We start from the raw sequence: 16,794 nt of genomic DNA, 5'->3' as shown, positions 1-16,794 counted from the left end.
GCGCGTCTGGTCTTCACTTAGGGGGCCGGAGCAAACGATGCGAGCCCTGTTCTCAAGCTTTCGGCAGGGTGGCGATGTACCGTTCCACGCTCTCGCACAGCACCAGGTCCGCGCGATGCTCCGCCACCATGTCCCAGTCCACCGCGTTCGACCACACGAAGGCCACCCGCGCGAAGACCGCCGAGAGCACGGCGGCCAGGCCATACTCATAGGCGCAGCTGTCGCCGAACAGGATCAACCGCCGCGGATCGGGAGCCTGCGGGTTCTCGACGACATAGATGTTTCCGATGTGCTTGCCCGTCAGCTCCAGGTGGCGATTGTCGAACACCACCTCCCCCACCGGCAGCAACTTCAGCAGGTCCTCCTCCGGCGCCGGATCGAAGAAGTGATCGGTCAGGTCCTGGCTTGCTCGCACGCATCGCCCTGCCAGCTCCATGTCCCCCAACCGGATCATGGGTGCGATCGCGGCCAGCACCACCTCGGCGGCGGCGCAGCACCCCGACGCCGTCCAGTGGGAATTGTGCCGGAAATACATGGGCGCCGCCGACGCGCCAGCCCGCAGTTCCGCTTCCGGATAGAGCAGCCGCGCCATAGCCGGCAGCCCCTCCTGCAGGAAGCGGATCGGCCGCTTTCCGCCGGCGTCGCCGTTCGGCGGCCACCGCTTGTCGGACAACAGCACCTGCTTGTCCGGAACGATGACGTTCCAGAGCTCCAGGCCGCGATCGCGGGCGCCCTGCTGACGTGTCCCCAGGATGTAGCGCCAGTTCTTGCGCCAAGCCTCGACGATGGTGATCTCGCCAAGATACTGCTGCTCCCACCGGTTGCCGCCATCGCGGATGAACAGGTGGCCGTCGGACCCGGCGACCGCCGTCCCACCTGGAGACAGCGCCCCCAGCTTCAGCGCGCTGGCTGGATGCCCCGGCCCCGCAGCGGCGTCATGTTCGGCGTCGATCCGCTGGATGTCGGCCAGCCGTAGGCGCTCCACCGTCGTCATCGGCGCACATCCTCCACCATCATCCGCGCCGCCTTCTCGGCGATCATCATGGTGGGAGAGTTGGTGTTGCCCGAGGTGATGGTCGGCATCACCGAGGCGTCGGCGATGCGCAAGGCGCGGACCCCGTGCACCCGCAGGCGGGCGTCCACTACCGCGCCGGGGTCGCTCTCCAGGCCCATCTTCGCCGTCCCCACGGGATGGAAGATCGTGGTCCCCAGGGTCCGGGCCGCCGCCAGCAGCTCGTCGTCGGTTTGCGCCTCGGCCCCGGGTCGGCGCTCCACCGGCGAGAACCGCGCCAGGGGCGGCTGGGCGACGATCTCCCGGACCAGGCGCATGGCGTCCACCGCCACCCGCTCGTCCTCAGCCGTCGAGAGGTAGTTGGGCTGGATCAGCGGGGCCTCACGCGGATCGGCGCTGGCCGCATGGATCGAGCCCCGGCTGGCGGGACGCAGGTTGCAGACGCTGACCGTGATCGCCGGCGCCACGTGCAGCGCCTCCCCGAACCGCTCCAGTGACAGGGGTTGGACGTGGAACTGCAGGTTGGGCGTCGCCTGCTCGGGCGAGGATCTGGCGAAGGCGCCCAGCTGTGACGGCGCCATCGACATCGGCCCCTTGCGGAACAGGGCGTATTCCGCCGCCATCAGCGGCCGCCGCCACCAGGAGGCATAGAGCTCGTTCATGGTGGGGACGCCGGTGACGCCGTAATAGGGCCGGATCTGCAGGTGGTCCTGCAGGTTCTCCCCCACGCCGGGCAGGTGCCGCGCGGTCTCTACGCCCAGCGCTGAAAGCCGGCCGCCATCGCCGATCCCCGACAGCTCCAGGATCTGCGGCGTCCCCACCGCGCCCGCGGCCAGCACCACCTCGCCGTCGGCGCGCGCCTCAAAGGCCTCGCCCCCTTGCGTCCAGGCCACCCCCACCGCGCGGCCCTCCTCGATGATCACCCGGCTCACCTGGGCCCCGGTCACCAGCTTCAGGTTCGGCCGGGTCAGCACGGGCTTGAGAAACCCCCGGGCCGCGCTCCAGCGCCGCCCGGCCTTCTGGTTCACCTGGAAATAGCCGACGCCCTCATTGTCACCGCCGTTGAAGTCCGCCACCACGGGGATGCCCGCCATTTCGGCGGCGGCCGAGAAGGCGTCCAGCACGCCCCAGCGCATGCGCGGGTGCTCCACCCGCCACTCGCCACCGCTGCGGTGGTGGTCGCCGACCGGGGCGATGTGGTCCTCCTGGGCCAGGAACAGCGGCAGGACATCCTCCCAGCCCCAGCCCGCCAGTCCCCTCTGCCGCCAGCCGTCATAGTCGGCGGCCTGGCCGCGCATGTAGATCATGGCGTTGATGGCCGAGGACCCGCCGATCACCTTGCCGCGCGGATAGGCCAGCTTGCGGCCCGCCAGACCCGGAATGGCCTGGGTCTCGAACATCCAGTCGGCGCGCGGATTGCCGATGGAAAACAGGTAGCCCACCGGGATGTGGAACCAGATCCAGTCGTCCTTGCCCCCGGCCTCCAGCACCAGGACCCGCGTTTTCGGATCGGCCGACAGCCGGTTGGCCAGCACGCAGCCGGCCGAACCGCCGCCGACGATGATGTAGTCGAACCGCTCCATCTAGGCGCTAGTCGTAGTTCATGAAGGCGCGGGCCTGGCGGTCGGCGATCCGCGCGGCGCGGAAGGTCAGCTCCGGCAGGGTCGCCTGGATCAGCCGGAAGCAGGGCTCCACGGCGTGCTGCGTGGTGCAGACCAGCTTGGTGCCGCCGCCCATCAGCGGTCCCGAGCGCGGGATCACCGCCACGGGATAGAGGTTGGGCGCCTGGCGCAGGCTGTCGATGATCCCCTCGGTCACGTCCGGAAACCAGTCGTGCAGGTAGTCGTCGATCACCACGACGGCGCCGTCCACCAGGAAGCTCGCCGCCAGCTGGATGTCGTTGAACACGGCCTCATAGGCGTGGTCGCCATCGATGTGGACAAAGCGCGCCGGCGCCTCCAGCAGCCCCGCCCAGCCGGCCGGGTCGATGGTGCGGGAGTCGGCCTTGGCGAACCGGACATTGGCCACCGTCTCGGGCGCGACCACGCGGTTCAGGTGCTCCACCAGGACCTGGGCGATGTCGCCCTCGAAGACATCGACGCCCACCAGCTTGTCCTCGCCGGCCGCCAGCGCCATGCCGACGAAGGTCTTGCCGTAATAGGTGCCGATCTCGGCCAGCGAGCCCCGCAGGCCCGCCTGCAGCTGCCATGACAGCAGGGTGGAGAAGACCCGCGCCGACCGGGGCGAGATGAACCCCGCCACGCTCTCCATGCCGCCGCCGGCCGCGAACCACGCCTCGTGATCAGCCATGCCCCATCCTCTGAGTCGCCATGACCCGCGCCTTGAGCGATACGGTTTGGCGTCGGTGGTGACAATGCGCGACAGGGAGCGGCCATGCGAGAGACCCGACCCAGCCCAACCATCGCCCCCGGCGCGCGGCGGCCCGGCATGACCTGGATCGCCGGCGGGACCTTCCGCATGGGTTCGGACCATCACTATGCCGAGGAGGCGCCCGCCCGCGACGCCCACGTGGACGGGTTCTGGATCGACACCGGCCCGGTCACCAACCGCCAGTTCGCCCGCTTCGTCCGCGAAACCGGCTGGACCACCTTCGCCGAGATCGCGCCTGAGCCGGCCGACTATCCCGGCGCGCCGCCCGAGGCCCTGGTGGCCGGCTCCCTGGTCTTCACCCCGCCCACCGGCCCCGTGCCCTTGGACAACCCCGGCGGCTGGTGGCGCTATGTGGCCGGCGCCGACTGGCGCCACCCGTTGGGACCCGAGAGCGGCCTTGCCGGGCTCTGGGAACATCCCGTCGTCCATGTCGCCTGGACCGACGTCGAGGCCTATGCCGCCTGGGCCGGCGCCGACCTGCCCACCGAGGCCGAGTGGGAGTTCGCCGCCCGCGGCGGTGGGGCGGACACCGAGTTCGCCTGGGGCGACGAGCTCAGCCCCAAGGGCAGGCTCATGGCCAACACCTGGCAGGGCCCGTTCCCCCATCAGAGCCTCAAGCCCAACGGCCGGTTCCGGACCTCCAAGGTCGGGAGCTTCCCGGCCAATGGCTACGGTCTCGTCGACATGATCGGCAATGTCTGGGAGTGGACGCGCGACACCTGGACGGTCACATGTCGGCCAATGTCGGCCTGCTGCGCGGACCCGGCGGAGAGCTTCGATCCCGACGCTCCCACCATACCCCGCAAGGTTTTGAAGGGCGGCTCCCACCTCTGCGCCCCCTCCTATTGTCGGCGCTATCGGCCAGCCGCGCGGCATGCCCAGAGCATCGACAGCTCCACCTCCCATGTCGGCTTCCGCTGCGTGGTCAGGCCCTGATCAACGCGCCCTCGTCGCAGGTGGTTGGCGGCGGATCTACCCCGGCCGCCGAAGCTCCGCCGGCGAGCGCCGCGCCTCGCGGCGGATCAGGCGGCGCAGGGTCGAGGGCTCGGCGTAGCCCACCCGGCGCGCCACCTCGTCCACCGGCAGGCGGGTGGTCTCCAGCAGGCGCTCGGCGGCCTCCATCCGGATGCGCTGGGCGAACTTCACCGGCGACAGGCCGCAGACCGAGGCCAGGCGTCGCGCGAAGGTGCGCGGCGCCAGCCCCGCAGAGGCGGCTAGTTCGTCCATGCTGAAATCGCGCGCGATATGCTCCCGCGCCCAGGCCTCCGCCCGGGCGATCTGCGCGTCCTGACCCGCCAGGAAGCTCACCGCCATGTAGGGCGCCTGGGAGCGGCGCTGGTCCAGCAGGAGGTAGCGGGCGCAGGCCTCCGACAGGCCGGGGCTGGCGAACTTGGCGATGATCGCCAGCATCAGGTCCATCTGCGCCATGGCCGCGCCGGCGGTGGCGATCGGCCAGTCGGCGACGACGATCTGGTCGGGAGCCAGGTCGACATCCGGGTGCATCCGGCGGAAGACCGGCGCCAGCCACCAGGTGGTGGTCGCCCGCCGGCCCGACAGCAATCCCGCCTGCGCCAGGATGAAGGTGCTGGCGCAGGAGGCCGCCACCGAGGCTCCCGCCGCATGGGCGTCCGCCGCGATCCTGGCGGCGCGACGGACGGCCGGAGTGGCCAGGCCGGCGATCAGCTCCGCTTCGGAGCGGGTCCCCAGCCCCGGTGCGATCAACAGGTCACCGCGTCCGAGCCCGGGCGGCGCTCCCCGGTCCGGCCTCAGTGTGGTGACCTCGAACGGCGCCTGCCGACCGCCGCCCAGGCTCACCTGATTGGCGGTCTCCAGGGCGTCGAGGGTGATGGCCAGGCTGGAGGCCAGCCCGCCCGGCAGCGCCAGGACCACAACCCGCATCATTGGCGAATTCTCCCTGAAAAGTGTCGAATTAGACTCTATCGCCACCGACCTGGCCAGGCAAACCTCATCCATCCGCAGCCACCACCAGGTTCATCCATGCCGCCCCAGCCCCTGACCCAGGACGACCCCCTGGCCGACTTCCAGCCCCGCCCCGTCACCCTCGATGGGGTGACCAAGGTCGTCCACATCGCCGGAACCGGCCCGGCGGTCATCGTCATGACCGAGATGCCGGGTATCAGCCCCCACGTCGCCCGCTTCGCCCGTTGGGTCCGGGAGGCCGGCTTCACCGTCTACATGCCGTCCCTGTTCGGCCGGGACGGGGCGCTGCCCAACGCTGACGAGGGAGCGGCGGTGTTCCGGCGGGCCTGTGTCAGCGCGGAGTTCCGGGCCTTCGGCGCCGGCGCCTCGGCCCCCGTCACCACCTGGCTCCGGGCCCTGGCGCGACAGGCCCACGCCGACTGCGGCGGGCCGGGCGTGGGCGCCATCGGCATGTGCTTCACGGGCAATTTCGCCCTGACCATGATGCTGGAGGCCGCGGTCCTGGCCCCGGTGCTGTCGCAGCCCTCCCTGCCCCTGGACGATCCCGCCGGCCTGGACATCGCGCCAGGAGACCTCGCCGCCGTCCACGAACGCCTCAAGCGCGAGGACCTCACCGTGCTCGGCTACCGCTTTGCGGGCGACCAGGTCTGCCGGGCGCAGCGGTTCGCCGCCCTCTCCCAGGCGCTCGGCGACCGGTTCGTCAGCCGCACCCTCCCCGACAGCGCCGCCCACCAGAACCCGCCGCCCTTCTTCCAGCGCCACGTCGCCTTTCCCCACAGCGTGGTCACCGCCCACCTCATCGACGAGGCGGGCCAGCCCACCCTGGCCGCCCGCGACGAGATCCTCGCCTTCTTCCACCGGAGGCTGGATGCCTGACGCCGCCCCCCATGTGCTGATCCTCCATGAGGTCGAGGACTACCCCGCGTGGAAGGCCGTGTTCGACGCGGCGGCCGATCTCCGGAAGGCCGCCGGCGAGCTGAGTTTCCAGGTGCTGCGCCATGACGACGACGCCAACCGCATCGTCCACTTCTCGAGGTGGCGCAGTCTGGACAACGCCCGGACCTTCTTTGAGTCCGCCGCCCTGGTGGAGATCCGCCGCAGGGCCGGGGTCCGCGCGCCGGTGTTCCTCTATCTCGACCAGCTCGCCCAGGGAAATCTCTAGCGCCGCCTCACCGCCGGTCGGCGTCCAACAAATTGCGGCACAATCACCAATGTTTCTCGCCAGCGTGACCTAACCGAATCCGTGGCCTCCTAGAGCTGCCCTCCTCATCGGAGGGGTCAACATGAAATCTCGGAACAGCCATCGCGAGATCGCGCTTTGCGGCGCGGCGCTATCGGTACTCGTCATCACTTTGGCCGGCGTATCGCCGGCGCTGGCGGCGGAGGCGGCGGCGGACGCTGCGGACGCCGGCGAGGTTTCGGAGTTGGTGGTCACGGCCCCGATCCGCGAAAGCCTTGAGAAGTCCCTGGCGATCCAGAAGGAAGCCGACAACGTCGTCAACGTCATCGCCGCCGACACCATCGGCCGCTTCCCCGACGCCACGGCCGCCGGCGCCCTGGCGCGCCTGCCGGGCATCGGCGTCCAGCGCGACCAGGGCCAGGAGCGCTACATCCAGATCCGCGGCGCGCCCACCCGCTGGACCACCGTCGCCCTCGACGGCATCAACGTCCTGGGGTCCGAGGACCGCATCTTCCGCTTCGACTCCGTGCCCGCCGCCCAGATCAGCGAAGTGGTGCTGAACAAGACGCTGCTCCCCAGCATGCCGGCCGAGTCTCTGGCGGGCCGCGTGAACATCCGCACCTACTCGCCGATGGACAACCCCGGCTTCCACGGCTCCTTCGACGTCGGCGGCGGCTTCGTGGACATGGGTGACGGCCCGGTTGAGCAGTATTCCGGCCGCCTGTCCTGGGCCAACGACACCTGGGGCGTCAGCCTGATCGGCTCGCACTACTCCTTCGAGCAACACACCGACAATTCCGAGCCGCGGTTCGACGCCCTGGGCATCACCCAGCTGCGGATCACCAAGTACATCATCACCCGGCAGACCGAATCCTATTCGGGGCGGGTCGAGTACCGGCCGGATGACAACAACCGCTTCTCGCTGACCCACCTGAAGACCGAGTTCAACGACTTCGAGGAGCGCAACCAGTACCGCTTCCAGTACAGCAACGCCTTCTCCGGCACGCGTAACTTCCAGACCGCCGACCTGGTGGGCGTGCCGGTCGACTCCCAGTTCGAGTTCGGCACCTTCTCCAACGGCGTGAAGCTCACCGTCCTGCACGGCGAACACGAGATCAACGCCTGGAAGGCCAACTGGGACCTCGCCTACACCGAGACCGAGTTCAACGGCGACATTCCGCTGATCACCCGCCAGACCTCGACGGCGCTTGGCGCGCCCGGCGCGACCAACGCCGCCCTGCTGCCGTCCCTGCACCTTGACGTCAACGCCCTGCCGGGCGGCATCCCCCACTCGACCCTCTATGACACCGTCAGCGTCGGCGGCGTCCTGACCCGGGGGCCGCAGCGGACCGCCTTGAACCAGCTCTTCTTCCCCGAGGAGTTCGCCACCGAGTCCAGCTATCGCCAGGAGACCCAAGCTGTCACCGCCAAGGGTGACATCACCCGCGACTGGGAGAGCTTCGGCGCCGAGGCGACCTTCAGCGCCGGCTTCCAGTACGACGACCGCAGCCAGGAGGGCGCCAACGTCGCCCTGGTGCGCCCGGACGGCACGGTGGTGACCGCCAATCGCAACGGCTTCAACCTGCGCAATGTCGCCAACACCCTGGGCCTGCCGTGGAACGCCAACGCCTTCGTGACGGCCAACCCCTGGGATACCAACTTCGACTTCGGCTACACCGTCTCCTACATGCACAACAAGGCCATGCGTCAGCAGCTCGACGTGCTGATGGCGGCGGCGCGCGCGGCCAACAAGGCGGGCACGGGCAACTTCGCGGTCTATGACTTCGACCCGCGCTCGGCCAATACGGTCGATGAGACGGTGGCCTCGGCCTACGCCATGAACCGCTGGAAGTGGGACCGCCACACCCTGATCGCCGGCCTGCGTCTTGAACGCACCGAACTGGAGACCCAGGGCCGGGCCGCCCTCGGCGGCACGCTTGTCCCGCTCTCCTTCTCTTCGGAAGAGACCCAGTACTTCCCGAGCCTGCACTACACCTTCGACTATTCAGACGACCTGAAGCTGCGCGCCGCCTTCATCACCGGCCAGGCGCGGCCCAGCATGTCCGATCTCTCGGCCACCGTCAGCATCAGCGACTCCGCCCAGACGATCAGCGGCGGCAACCCCTTCGCGGCGCCTGAGACCGCCTACGGCTTCGACGGTTCGGCGGAGTGGTACTTCGCGCCGGCCTCATTGCTGGCGGTCAGCGCCTACTACCGCAACGTCAAGGATGTGCTGTTTGACGCCTCCAAGATCGTGGGCGACGACAGCTACGACTTCGGCGGGGTCGACCGCAGCGCCTACACCCTCACCACCACCCTGAACGGCGGCGAGGGCAACCTGAGCGGGATCGAGTTCGTCTACTACCAGCCCTGGACCTTCCTGCCGGGCTGGACTTCGGGCTTCGGCTTCCAGGGCAGCGCGTCCTTCACCAAGGGCGACTTCGAAACCCCCGACGGCTCCACGGTGAAGTTCCCGGGCACCTCAGACCGGATCCTGGGCGCCACGCTGTTCTATGAGAAGTACGGCCTGTCGACCCGCCTCACCTACCAGTACCGCACCGACTGGCTTGACGAGGTGTTCCCCAGCGGCAGCGCGGCCAACGCCAACCTTTACTGGGACGAAACCACGCGGCTCGATCTCTCAATCCGCTACGAGATCAACCCCTACGTCTCGCTGTTCATCGACGCCAACAACCTCACCGATGAGCGGGGCGTGCGCTACCAGGGCCAGGAACACCGGCCCTACGAAGTCGAAGGCTTCGGCCGCAAGTACCTCTTCGGCGTCCGCGCCAGCTTCTAATCCCCACGGCCGGGCGCCCTCCGCGGCGTCCGGCTGAAGACTTCACGCTTCCGCATCCCAGTGCGGGAGCGTTTTTCTTTGGGTCAGGCCAGATCCAGGCCGACGGCGGCGTGGTCGCTGGGATACCAGCCCTCGGCGTCGGGGGTGTCGAGACCGCGGAGAGCGGCGACCTCGCGCCAAGGGCCCGGTCGGTGCAGCACGCAATGGTCGATCGCCGTCAGGCCCACGGGCGTGTCGCCGACCCGCGCGCCCTGCAGGGTGCCGGGGCGCGGATCCAGCCCCAGAGGCGCCAGAGCCGCGTCGGCGGCCTGTGCGTTGAGGTCGCCCGCCACCACCAGCCCGCCCGTCAGTCCCTCGCCGGCCCAGGCCAGGGCCTCGGCTAGTTGCCGCGCACGCAGCCCATCGGCGCCGCGCAGGTGAGCCAGGTGCAGGTTGAGAATGCGCAGCGGCCGGCCCTCGACCTCCAGGTCCAGGCGCTGGGCGATGCGGTCGCCGTCGGCGGGATGGCTGGCCAGGTCCAGGCGGTCGGCGACGCCCTGCGCCCGGGCCAGGATCGCCAGGCCCGAGCTGCTGTCGAGGTCGCGGCCTTGGTGCGCGCGGACCTTGCGTCGAGACGGAGCCTGGTGGGCGACGAGGCCCAGTTCCGCCGCCAACCAGCCGGCGGTGTCGAAACCTTCCGCGGCGAAGCACTCCTGCAGGCAGACGACGTCAGGCGCCAATTCCCGCAATCCGTCGCCCATCAGCTGCAGGCGGCGGCGGTAGTCCCCCTCGTTCTTCCAGGTGTTGAGGGTGACGATACGCACGAGGCGTCAGGCGGCGCGCTGCCCCTCGACCCAGACGCCGCGCACGACCGGCAGGCCACCGCGGGTGTTGACCCGCACCAGGTCGGCGCGCGCGCCGGTCGTGATGGTCCCGCGATCGGTGAGCTGGGCCGCGCGGGCCGGAGCCTCGGTCACGACCGCGACGGCCCGGGCCAGACTCCAGCCGAAGGGCGCGGCCGTCAGCGCGAAAGCGCACTCGATCAGGCTGCGCGGTACATAGTCGGAAGCGAAGGCGTCGAGCAGGCCCGCGTCGGCCAGCTCCGAGGCCGGGACATTGCCCGAATAGGAGCCGCCCCGCATGAGGTTGGGGCCGCCCATCACCACCACCATGCCGCGTTCCTTGGCGCGCCGGGCGGCCTCGATGGTCACGGGGAATTCTGAGACGGTGGCGCCCAGGTCGGCGGCCTCGTCGACATGTTCGACGTCTTCGTCATCGTGGCTGGCCAGGGGTATGCCCCGCGACTTGGCCAGGTCGGCCACCAGGCGGCGGTTGTTGGCGGCGTTGCGGCCCTGACGATCGCGGATGCCGGCCAGGCGCTCGTCGATGTCCTGAACGGACATGCCGTTGGCGCTCCAGTTGGCCAGGTGCTTCTCGATGTTGCGGTACTGCCGCTGCCCCGGCGTGTGGTCCATCAGGGAGAACAGCGAGGTCAGGGGATGGCTCGCCAACTGCTCCAGCCGCGCCGGAAGGTCATCGGCCGGGGTTTCGCAGCGCCAGTGCAGGCGATGATCGGCCTTCAGCATGCCGGCGTCGCGGGCGGCCAGCAGGCCGTTGGCCAGCCGGGGCAGATTGTCGTGGTTGCGCGCCACCGACGGATTGAACGTGCCGATGCTCAGGCTGTCGAACACCGTGGTCACCCCCACCGACAGGCAGCAGCCGTCATGGGTCACCGCCGCCGAGATGGGGTTCCAGTCGATGTTGGGCCGGGGAAAGAAGTGCTTTTCCAGATTGTCGGTGTGCAGGTCGATCACGCCCGGCATCAGGACGTCGCCCGCGAGGTCCTCCCCCACGGAGCCGCCGCGGTCCACCGCGACGATCTTGCCGTCACGCACCAGGACCGAGCCCAGGAACGAGTCGTCGGCAGTGACGACCTGGGCGTTTTTGAACGCGAACTCCACGGCGGTTCCTTTCAATCTGCGGATCAGGGCCGCTCTGGGTCTGGGAAGTCGATCACCACCTCGGTCGTGGAGCGGGAAATCCCGTACTCCAGGGGCCTGCCGAGGCCGTCGATGTTGAGATAGCGGTGCACCAGCAGCGGGACGTGCCGCGGGATGCGTAGCTGCTCGGCCTCCTCGACCGTAGGCAGCCGGGCTGAAATGGCGGTGCGCCGGCGGGTGTAGTCCGGGATGCCGGAATCGATCAGCGTCTGGGTGATCGATCCCCGCACCCGGTACATGTCGATGAAGGTGGGAAACCGGTCGTGGCTGAAGTGGTGCTGGCTGATGCCGGTGGGTTCATCGTCGATGAACCGGCAGCGCTCCAGAAAGATGATGGGCTGGCCGGGACGCAGGCCCAGCTGGGCCGCGGCCTTGGCGTCCGCAGCCCGCGTCATCAGCTTTAGGGTCTCGGTGCGCGGGATCCGTCCACGTTCGCGCACGTGCTCTGCGAAACGCGGACGCCGCTGAAGCTGCATGGGGGTGGAGGGCCGGCGGACATAGCTGCCCCGCCCCTGGGTGGACTCCACGATGCCCTTGTCCTGCAGGTCGGAAAGCGCCCGGCGCACCGTATGGCGGTTGACCATGAACTCCCGCGAGAGTTCGAACTCCGTCGGCAGCTTGTCGCCGGGCGTTAGTTCCCGCGCCAGAATCCGGCGCTCCAGGGATTGTGAGATCGTGCGCCAAAGGGCCATGACCACCTTCGTATCATTCGCTCTTATCAGTCTTGCGACACCAATCTAGACAAGTTCTATTGACGTCAAAGAACCTTCATCATTGGCTTGTTGCCGGAAGATCTTCGCTCAACTAACACTCGACTTAAGCGAATACAACAACCTGCTTATTTGTCGGAGGTTATCGATGGCGGTCCAACCAGTTGTCGAGGCGACGCCGGAGCGGCGGCGGTGGCTCTCCATCCTCGCCAAGGCGCAGCCGAAGGAAGTCCTCGCGGCTTGGGAAAGCCTGGCCTCGCCGCCGGAATACCGCGCGCTGCGTGCGCCGGAGATCGGCATGGTCCTGGTGCGCGGCCGCATGGGCGGCGGCGGTGACGCCTTCAACCTCGGCGAGATGACCGTCACCCGCGCCGCGGTGCGGCTCGACAGCGGCGAGACCGGGATCGGCTATGTGGCCGGCCGCGATCGCAAGCATGCGGAGATCGCCGCGGCGGTGGACGCCATGATGCAATCGGCCGATCTGCGCCCCTCCGTCGAGGGCGCCGTGATCGCCAAGTTGGCCAGGACCCAGGACGAGCGCCGCGACACGGCCGCCCGCAAGGCCGCGGCCACCAAGGTCGACTTCTTCACCATGGTCCGCACCCGGAGCCCCGGCTGATGTCCGCCGTCCTCGATCTCGCCGATATCGCGCCGGCCTTCGCCGATCCCACCCGGGGCAGCCAGGCCGTCTTCCGCAAGGTGATGGAGTGCATGGCCCGTCCCGGCGTCATCCATGACCTGGCCTTCGCCCCCGACGCGCCCCAGGGCCTGGACCGCGCCGCCGGCGCCGTCGCCCTGACCCTCTTCGATTTCGAGACCTTGGTCTGGCTCGACCCGCGCTTGCGCGGCGGGCTCGCCGAGGGCTGGATCCGCTTCCACTGCGGCGCGCCGCTGACCGAAGATCCGCTGGCCGCGGCCTTCGCCCTGATCTCCGACATCAGCGCGGCGCCGGCGATCTCCGCCTTCAACATGGGCGACGCCAAGTACCCGGACCGCTCCACCACCCTGGTCATCCAGCTGCCGTCCCTGGAGGACGGGCCCCAAGTCGTGCTCACCGGCCCGGGCATCAAGACCGAAACGACCCTGGCCCTCGCGGGCCTGCCCGACGGGTTCTGGGCCCAGGTCCAGGCCAACCAGGAGCGGTTCCAGTTCGGCGTGGACTTCATCTTCGTCGCCGGCGACCGCGTAACCGCGCTGCCGCGTTCGACGCGCATCACCATCAAGGGAGACTGACATGGCCTATGTGGCAGTTAAGGGCGGCGAGCGAGCGATCACCAACGCGCACCGTTGGCTCGCCGAGGATCGCCGGGGCGACGTCGCCATCCCGGAGATCGGAACCGATCAGATCCGCGAACAGCTCTCGCTCTCCATCGACCGGGTGATGAGCGAGGGGTCCTGCTACGACCGCGACCTCGCGGCCCTGGCGGTCAAGCAGGCGCGCGGCGACCTGCCGGAGGCCATCTTCCTGACGCGGGCCTACCGCACCACCCTGCCCCGCTTCGGCGCCTCCCTGCCGGTGGAGACCGGTCAGATGGCCGTCCGCCGCCGGGTCTCAGCGGCCTTCAAGGACATTCCGGGCGGCCAGGTGCTTGGCCCGACGTTCGACTACACCCACCGGCTGCTGGACTTCACCCTGGCCGCCAACGGCGAGACCCCGGTGGACCGCGCCCTGGAGGCCGAGGAGCCCCAGGCCTATCCCATGGCCACCATCGCCTCGGTCTTCGCCCACGAGGACCTGCTCGAGCCCGACACCCAGACCGACGAGGCGCCCGCGCCCTTCGACCTGACGCGCGAGCCGATGGCCTTCCCGGCCGGCCGCGATCAGCGCCTGCAGGCCCTGGCCCGTGGCGACGAAGGCTTCCTGCTTTCCCTGGCCTACTCCTCGCAGCGCGGCTGGGGCTCGACCCACCCGCTCTGCGCCGAGATCCGCCTGGGCGAGGTCGCCGTGGAGTTCATCCCCGACGAACTGGGCTTCGCCATCGAGATCGGCGAGCTGACCCTGACTGAGTGCCAGATGATCTCCACCTACGGCGGCGGGGTCGACACCGCCCCGCAGTTCACCCGCGGCTACGGCCTGACCTTCGGCCACTGCGAGCGCAAGGCGATGTCCATGGCCATCGTCGATCGGGCCCTGCGGGACGCGGCCGCCGGCGAGGCTTCGGCCCCCTGCCAGGATGAGGAATTCGTCCTCTATCACTCCGACAACGTGGAGGCCTCCGGCTTCGTGCAGCACCTGAAACTGCCGCACTACGTCGACTTCCAGGCCGACCTGCAACTGATCCGCCGTCAGCGCCGCGACTATGCCGAGCGCGCCGCCGCGATGAAGGAAGCCGCCGAATGACCGCGCGTCCCAATGAGCCCGAGCGCTACTACAACTACGCCTACCTGGATGAGCAGACCAAGCGGATGATCCGCCGCGCGATCCTGAAGGCCCTGGCCATCCCCGGATACCAGGCGCCCTTCGGGTCTCGCGAAATGCCGGTGCCCTATGGCTGGGGCACGGGCGGCATCCAGCTGACCGCGGCGATCATCGGTCCAGACGATGTCTATAAGTGCATCGACCAGGGCGCCGACGACACCACCAACGCCGTCTCGATCCGCCGCTTCTTCGCCCAGGTGGCCGACGTGGCCACCACCGAGGAGACCGGCGAGGCGACCATCATACAGACCCGCCACCGCATCCCGGAAAAAGGTCTTACCGAAGGCCAGGTCCTGGTCTTCCAGGTGCCGCAGCCCGAGCCGCTGCGCGGCCTGGAAGCCCGCGAGACCGAGACCCGCGCCATGCACGCCTATGAGGAATACGGCCTGCAGTACGTCTCCCTCTACGAGAGCGTCGCCGCCCACGGCTACATCGCCTCGACGGTGGGTTATCCCACCATGATCGAGGAGCGCTACCTGATGAGCCCCTCGCCCATCCCCAAGTTCGACAATCCCAAGCTCGGCCAAAACCCCGCCATCCTGCTGTTCGGCGCCGGGCGCGAGAAGCGCATCTACGCCGTGCCGCCCTACACCAACGTCCGCAGCCTGGACTTCGACGATCACCCCTTCGAAACCCAGACCTGGGAAGAGGATTGCGCCCTCTGCGGCGCTGAGGAGAGCTACCTCGACGAGGTGGTCCTGGATGACACCGGCGACCGGATGTTCGTCTGCTCCGACAGCAACTTCTGCGCTGAACGCCGCGCCGCCGGCCACGCCGGCCCGATGGCGGGCCACCAGCTCGCCGCCCTCGACAAGGAGCCGGCGTGATGGATCCCGCGGTACTCACCAAACCTCACGCGACCTCGGGCATGACCCAGGCCGCCCCGCTGCTGCGGGTTACCAACCTCACCAAGTCGTATGGCCATGTCGTCGGCTGCCGGGACGTCACCTTCGAGCTGCGGCCGGGCGAAGTGCTTGGCATCGTGGGCGAGAGCGGCTCGGGCAAGACCACCCTGCTGAACGCCATCTCGGGCAAGCTGCCGCCCTCGGCCGGCAAGGTGGAGTTCGACACCAGCCGCTTTGGCCTGACCGACATCTACGGTCTGAACGAACCTGACCGCCGGCGCATGCAGCGCGAGGAATGGGGCTTCGTGCACCAGAACCCCCGCGACGGCCTGCGCATGCGGGTCTCCGGCGGCGCCAATGTCGCCGAGCCGCTGATGAACCTGGGCAACCGGCACTATGGCCAGATGCGCGCGGCCACCATCGAGTGGCTTGAGCGCGTCGAGCTCGACACCCGCCGCATCGACGACAAGCCGCGCAACTTCTCCGGCGGCATGCAGCAGCGCATCCAGGTGGCGCGCAACCTGATCCACGGGCCCCGCCTGGTGTTCATGGATGAGCCCACCGGCGGTCTCGACGTCTCGGTCCAGGCCCGCCTGCTGGACCTGCTGCGCGAGCTGGTGCGCGACCTGGGCCTCGCCGTGATCATCGTCACCCACGACATGGCCGTGGCCCGCCTGATGGCCGACCGGCTGATCGTCATGAAGAACGGCTTCGTCGTGGAGACCGGCCTCACCGACCAGGTGCTGGATGATCCCCAGCATCCCTACAGCCAGCTCCTCGTCTCCTCCGTCCTGCAGATCTAGGTCACACCATGAGCACGCTTCCCCTCATCGTCGTCGAGGACCTGGCCAAGACCTTCGTCCTCCACAACGCCGACTCTGCGTCCATTCCGGTCTTCGAGCGCCTGAGCCTGGAGGTTTCTCCCGGCGAATGCGTGGTGCTGGCGGGCGAGTCCGGCGTCGGCAAGTCCACCCTGATGCGCTCCATCTACGGCAACTATCTGCCGACCCAGGGCTCGGTGCGCGTCCTCCACGACGGCGCCTATGTGGACATCACCCAGGCCCTGCCGCACCAGGTTCTGGACGTGCGGCGTCGCACGCTCGGCTATGTCAGCCAGTTCCTCCGGGTGATCCCGCGCATCTCCACCCTGCAGCTGGTCATGGAGCCGTTGCTGGAGAACGGGGTCTCCACCGAGGAAGCCCAGGCGCGCGCCGAGACCCTGCTCTCGGCCCTGCGTCTGCCGCGGGCCCACTGGGAGCTGCCACCCGCCACCTTCTCCGGCGGCGAGCAGCAGCGCGTGAACATCGCCCGCAGCTTCATCCGCAACTATCCGGTCATGCTGCTGGACGAACCCACCGCCTCCCTGGACGCCGAGAACCGCGCCATCGTGGTGACCCTGATCCAGCAGGCGCTGGCCCGGGGCGCGGCGATGATCGGAATCTTTCACGACCATGACGTTCGCGACGCCGTCGCCACCCGTCTGTTCGGGGTGTCTGAGTTCAAGGCGGCCGCCTGAT

The 16,794-nt window shown here is 69.0% G+C and carries 17 protein-coding genes; 10 read left to right on the top strand and 7 right to left on the bottom strand.

The features are described 5' to 3' along the window. Positions 1–52: 52 nt before the first annotated feature. Genes OCL97_RS02770 through OCL97_RS02760 form a run of 3 tightly spaced genes read right to left on the bottom strand, consistent with a single transcriptional unit; the run spans position 53 to position 3,322 of the window. Positions 53–994 carry an alginate O-acetyltransferase AlgX-related protein gene (locus OCL97_RS02770; protein ID WP_377367395.1) on the bottom strand — a complete coding sequence of 314 codons (942 nt, stop codon included), beginning with the start codon at positions 992–994 and terminating at the stop codon, positions 53–55. Beyond that, a complete protein-coding gene (locus tag OCL97_RS02765; RefSeq protein ID WP_377367393.1) occupies positions 991–2,595 on the bottom strand; it encodes a GMC family oxidoreductase in 1,605 nt (534 codons plus the stop codon). The genes OCL97_RS02770 and OCL97_RS02765 overlap by 4 nt, the downstream gene beginning before the upstream one ends. Before the next feature lie 7 nt (positions 2,596–2,602). Continuing rightward, positions 2,603–3,322: a class I SAM-dependent methyltransferase gene (locus OCL97_RS02760; RefSeq protein ID WP_377367391.1), complete on the bottom strand. Its 720-nt coding sequence runs from the start codon at positions 3,320–3,322 to the stop codon at positions 2,603–2,605. An 84-nt stretch (positions 3,323–3,406) separates the two neighbouring features. Between OCL97_RS02760 and OCL97_RS02755 the strand changes: the two genes are divergently transcribed. Continuing rightward, positions 3,407–4,339: a formylglycine-generating enzyme family protein gene (locus OCL97_RS02755; RefSeq protein ID WP_377367389.1), complete on the top strand. Its 933-nt coding sequence runs from the start codon at positions 3,407–3,409 to the stop codon at positions 4,337–4,339. 36 nt (positions 4,340–4,375) lie between these two features. On the opposite strand, the gene OCL97_RS02750 is transcribed toward OCL97_RS02755, so the two are convergent. Beyond that, on the bottom strand, positions 4,376–5,305 hold the full coding sequence (locus OCL97_RS02750) for a GlxA family transcriptional regulator (RefSeq protein WP_377367387.1): 930 nt from the start codon (positions 5,303–5,305) through the stop codon (positions 4,376–4,378). Positions 5,306–5,401: 96 nt separating this feature from the next. On the opposite strand from OCL97_RS02750, the gene OCL97_RS02745 reads away from it, so the two are divergent. The 3 genes from OCL97_RS02745 to OCL97_RS02735 all read left to right on the top strand — a co-directional run bounded on the left by OCL97_RS02745 (position 5,402) and on the right by OCL97_RS02735 (position 9,324). Beyond that, entirely contained in the window at positions 5,402–6,220 is an 819-nt protein-coding gene (locus tag OCL97_RS02745) for a dienelactone hydrolase family protein (RefSeq protein WP_377367385.1), read from the top strand. Beyond that, positions 6,213–6,506, top strand: a complete 294-nt coding sequence (locus OCL97_RS02740; RefSeq protein WP_377367384.1) for an antibiotic biosynthesis monooxygenase — start codon at positions 6,213–6,215, stop codon at positions 6,504–6,506. The genes OCL97_RS02745 and OCL97_RS02740 overlap by 8 nt, the downstream gene beginning before the upstream one ends. Positions 6,507–6,627: 121 nt before the next feature. Beyond that, a complete protein-coding gene (locus OCL97_RS02735; protein ID WP_377367382.1) occupies positions 6,628–9,324 on the top strand; it encodes a TonB-dependent receptor in 2,697 nt (898 codons plus the stop codon). Positions 9,325–9,407: 83 nt separating this feature from the next. Here OCL97_RS02735 and OCL97_RS02730 read toward each other — a convergent pair whose 3' ends face one another. Genes OCL97_RS02730 through phnF form a run of 3 tightly spaced genes read right to left on the bottom strand, consistent with a single transcriptional unit; the run spans position 9,408 to position 11,995 of the window. Beyond that, a complete protein-coding gene (locus OCL97_RS02730; RefSeq protein WP_377367380.1) occupies positions 9,408–10,127 on the bottom strand; it encodes an endonuclease/exonuclease/phosphatase family protein in 720 nt (239 codons plus the stop codon). Positions 10,128–10,133: 6 nt separating this feature from the next. After that, positions 10,134–11,264: an alpha-D-ribose 1-methylphosphonate 5-triphosphate diphosphatase gene (locus OCL97_RS02725; RefSeq protein WP_377367378.1), complete on the bottom strand. Its 1,131-nt coding sequence runs from the start codon at positions 11,262–11,264 to the stop codon at positions 10,134–10,136. A gap of 23 nt (positions 11,265–11,287) precedes the next feature. Then, positions 11,288–11,995, bottom strand: a complete 708-nt coding sequence (gene phnF / locus OCL97_RS02720) for a phosphonate metabolism transcriptional regulator PhnF (RefSeq protein WP_305761773.1) — start codon at positions 11,993–11,995, stop codon at positions 11,288–11,290. Positions 11,996–12,161: 166 nt separating this feature from the next. Here phnF and phnG point away from each other — a divergent pair, with 166 nt between their 5' ends. Genes phnG through phnL form a run of 6 tightly spaced genes read left to right on the top strand, consistent with a single transcriptional unit; the run spans position 12,162 to position 16,793 of the window. Continuing rightward, the gene (gene phnG, locus OCL97_RS02715; RefSeq protein ID WP_377367375.1) at positions 12,162–12,632 is read left to right on the top strand and encodes a phosphonate C-P lyase system protein PhnG; all 471 of its coding nucleotides are present in this window, start codon (positions 12,162–12,164) and stop codon (positions 12,630–12,632) included. Next, complete coding sequence (gene phnH / locus OCL97_RS02710) at positions 12,632–13,246, top strand: phosphonate C-P lyase system protein PhnH (RefSeq protein ID WP_377367373.1); 615 nt, start codon at positions 12,632–12,634, stop codon at positions 13,244–13,246. The genes phnG and phnH overlap by 1 nt, the downstream gene beginning before the upstream one ends. Before the next feature lies 1 nt (position 13,247). Further along, positions 13,248–14,354 carry a carbon-phosphorus lyase complex subunit PhnI gene (locus tag OCL97_RS02705; protein ID WP_377367371.1) on the top strand — a complete coding sequence of 369 codons (1,107 nt, stop codon included), beginning with the start codon at positions 13,248–13,250 and terminating at the stop codon, positions 14,352–14,354. Then, complete coding sequence (locus OCL97_RS02700; protein ID WP_377367369.1) at positions 14,351–15,259, top strand: alpha-D-ribose 1-methylphosphonate 5-phosphate C-P-lyase PhnJ; 909 nt, start codon at positions 14,351–14,353, stop codon at positions 15,257–15,259. The genes OCL97_RS02705 and OCL97_RS02700 overlap by 4 nt, the downstream gene beginning before the upstream one ends. Further along, the gene (gene phnK / locus OCL97_RS02695; protein ID WP_377367367.1) at positions 15,259–16,080 is read left to right on the top strand and encodes a phosphonate C-P lyase system protein PhnK; all 822 of its coding nucleotides are present in this window, start codon (positions 15,259–15,261) and stop codon (positions 16,078–16,080) included. Before OCL97_RS02700 ends, phnK begins: the two co-directional genes overlap by 1 nt. An 8-nt stretch (positions 16,081–16,088) precedes the next feature. Continuing rightward, a complete protein-coding gene (gene phnL, locus OCL97_RS02690; RefSeq protein WP_377367365.1) occupies positions 16,089–16,793 on the top strand; it encodes a phosphonate C-P lyase system protein PhnL in 705 nt (234 codons plus the stop codon). The last annotated feature ends 1 nt before the right edge of the window (position 16,794 follow it).

This window comes from Phenylobacterium ferrooxidans (assembly GCF_042714595.1).
Classification (GTDB): domain Bacteria; phylum Pseudomonadota; class Alphaproteobacteria; order Caulobacterales; family Caulobacteraceae; genus Phenylobacterium; species Phenylobacterium ferrooxidans.
The sequence above is the reverse complement of the archived record's forward strand: the minus strand, read 5'-3'. Positions and strand labels throughout refer to the sequence as shown.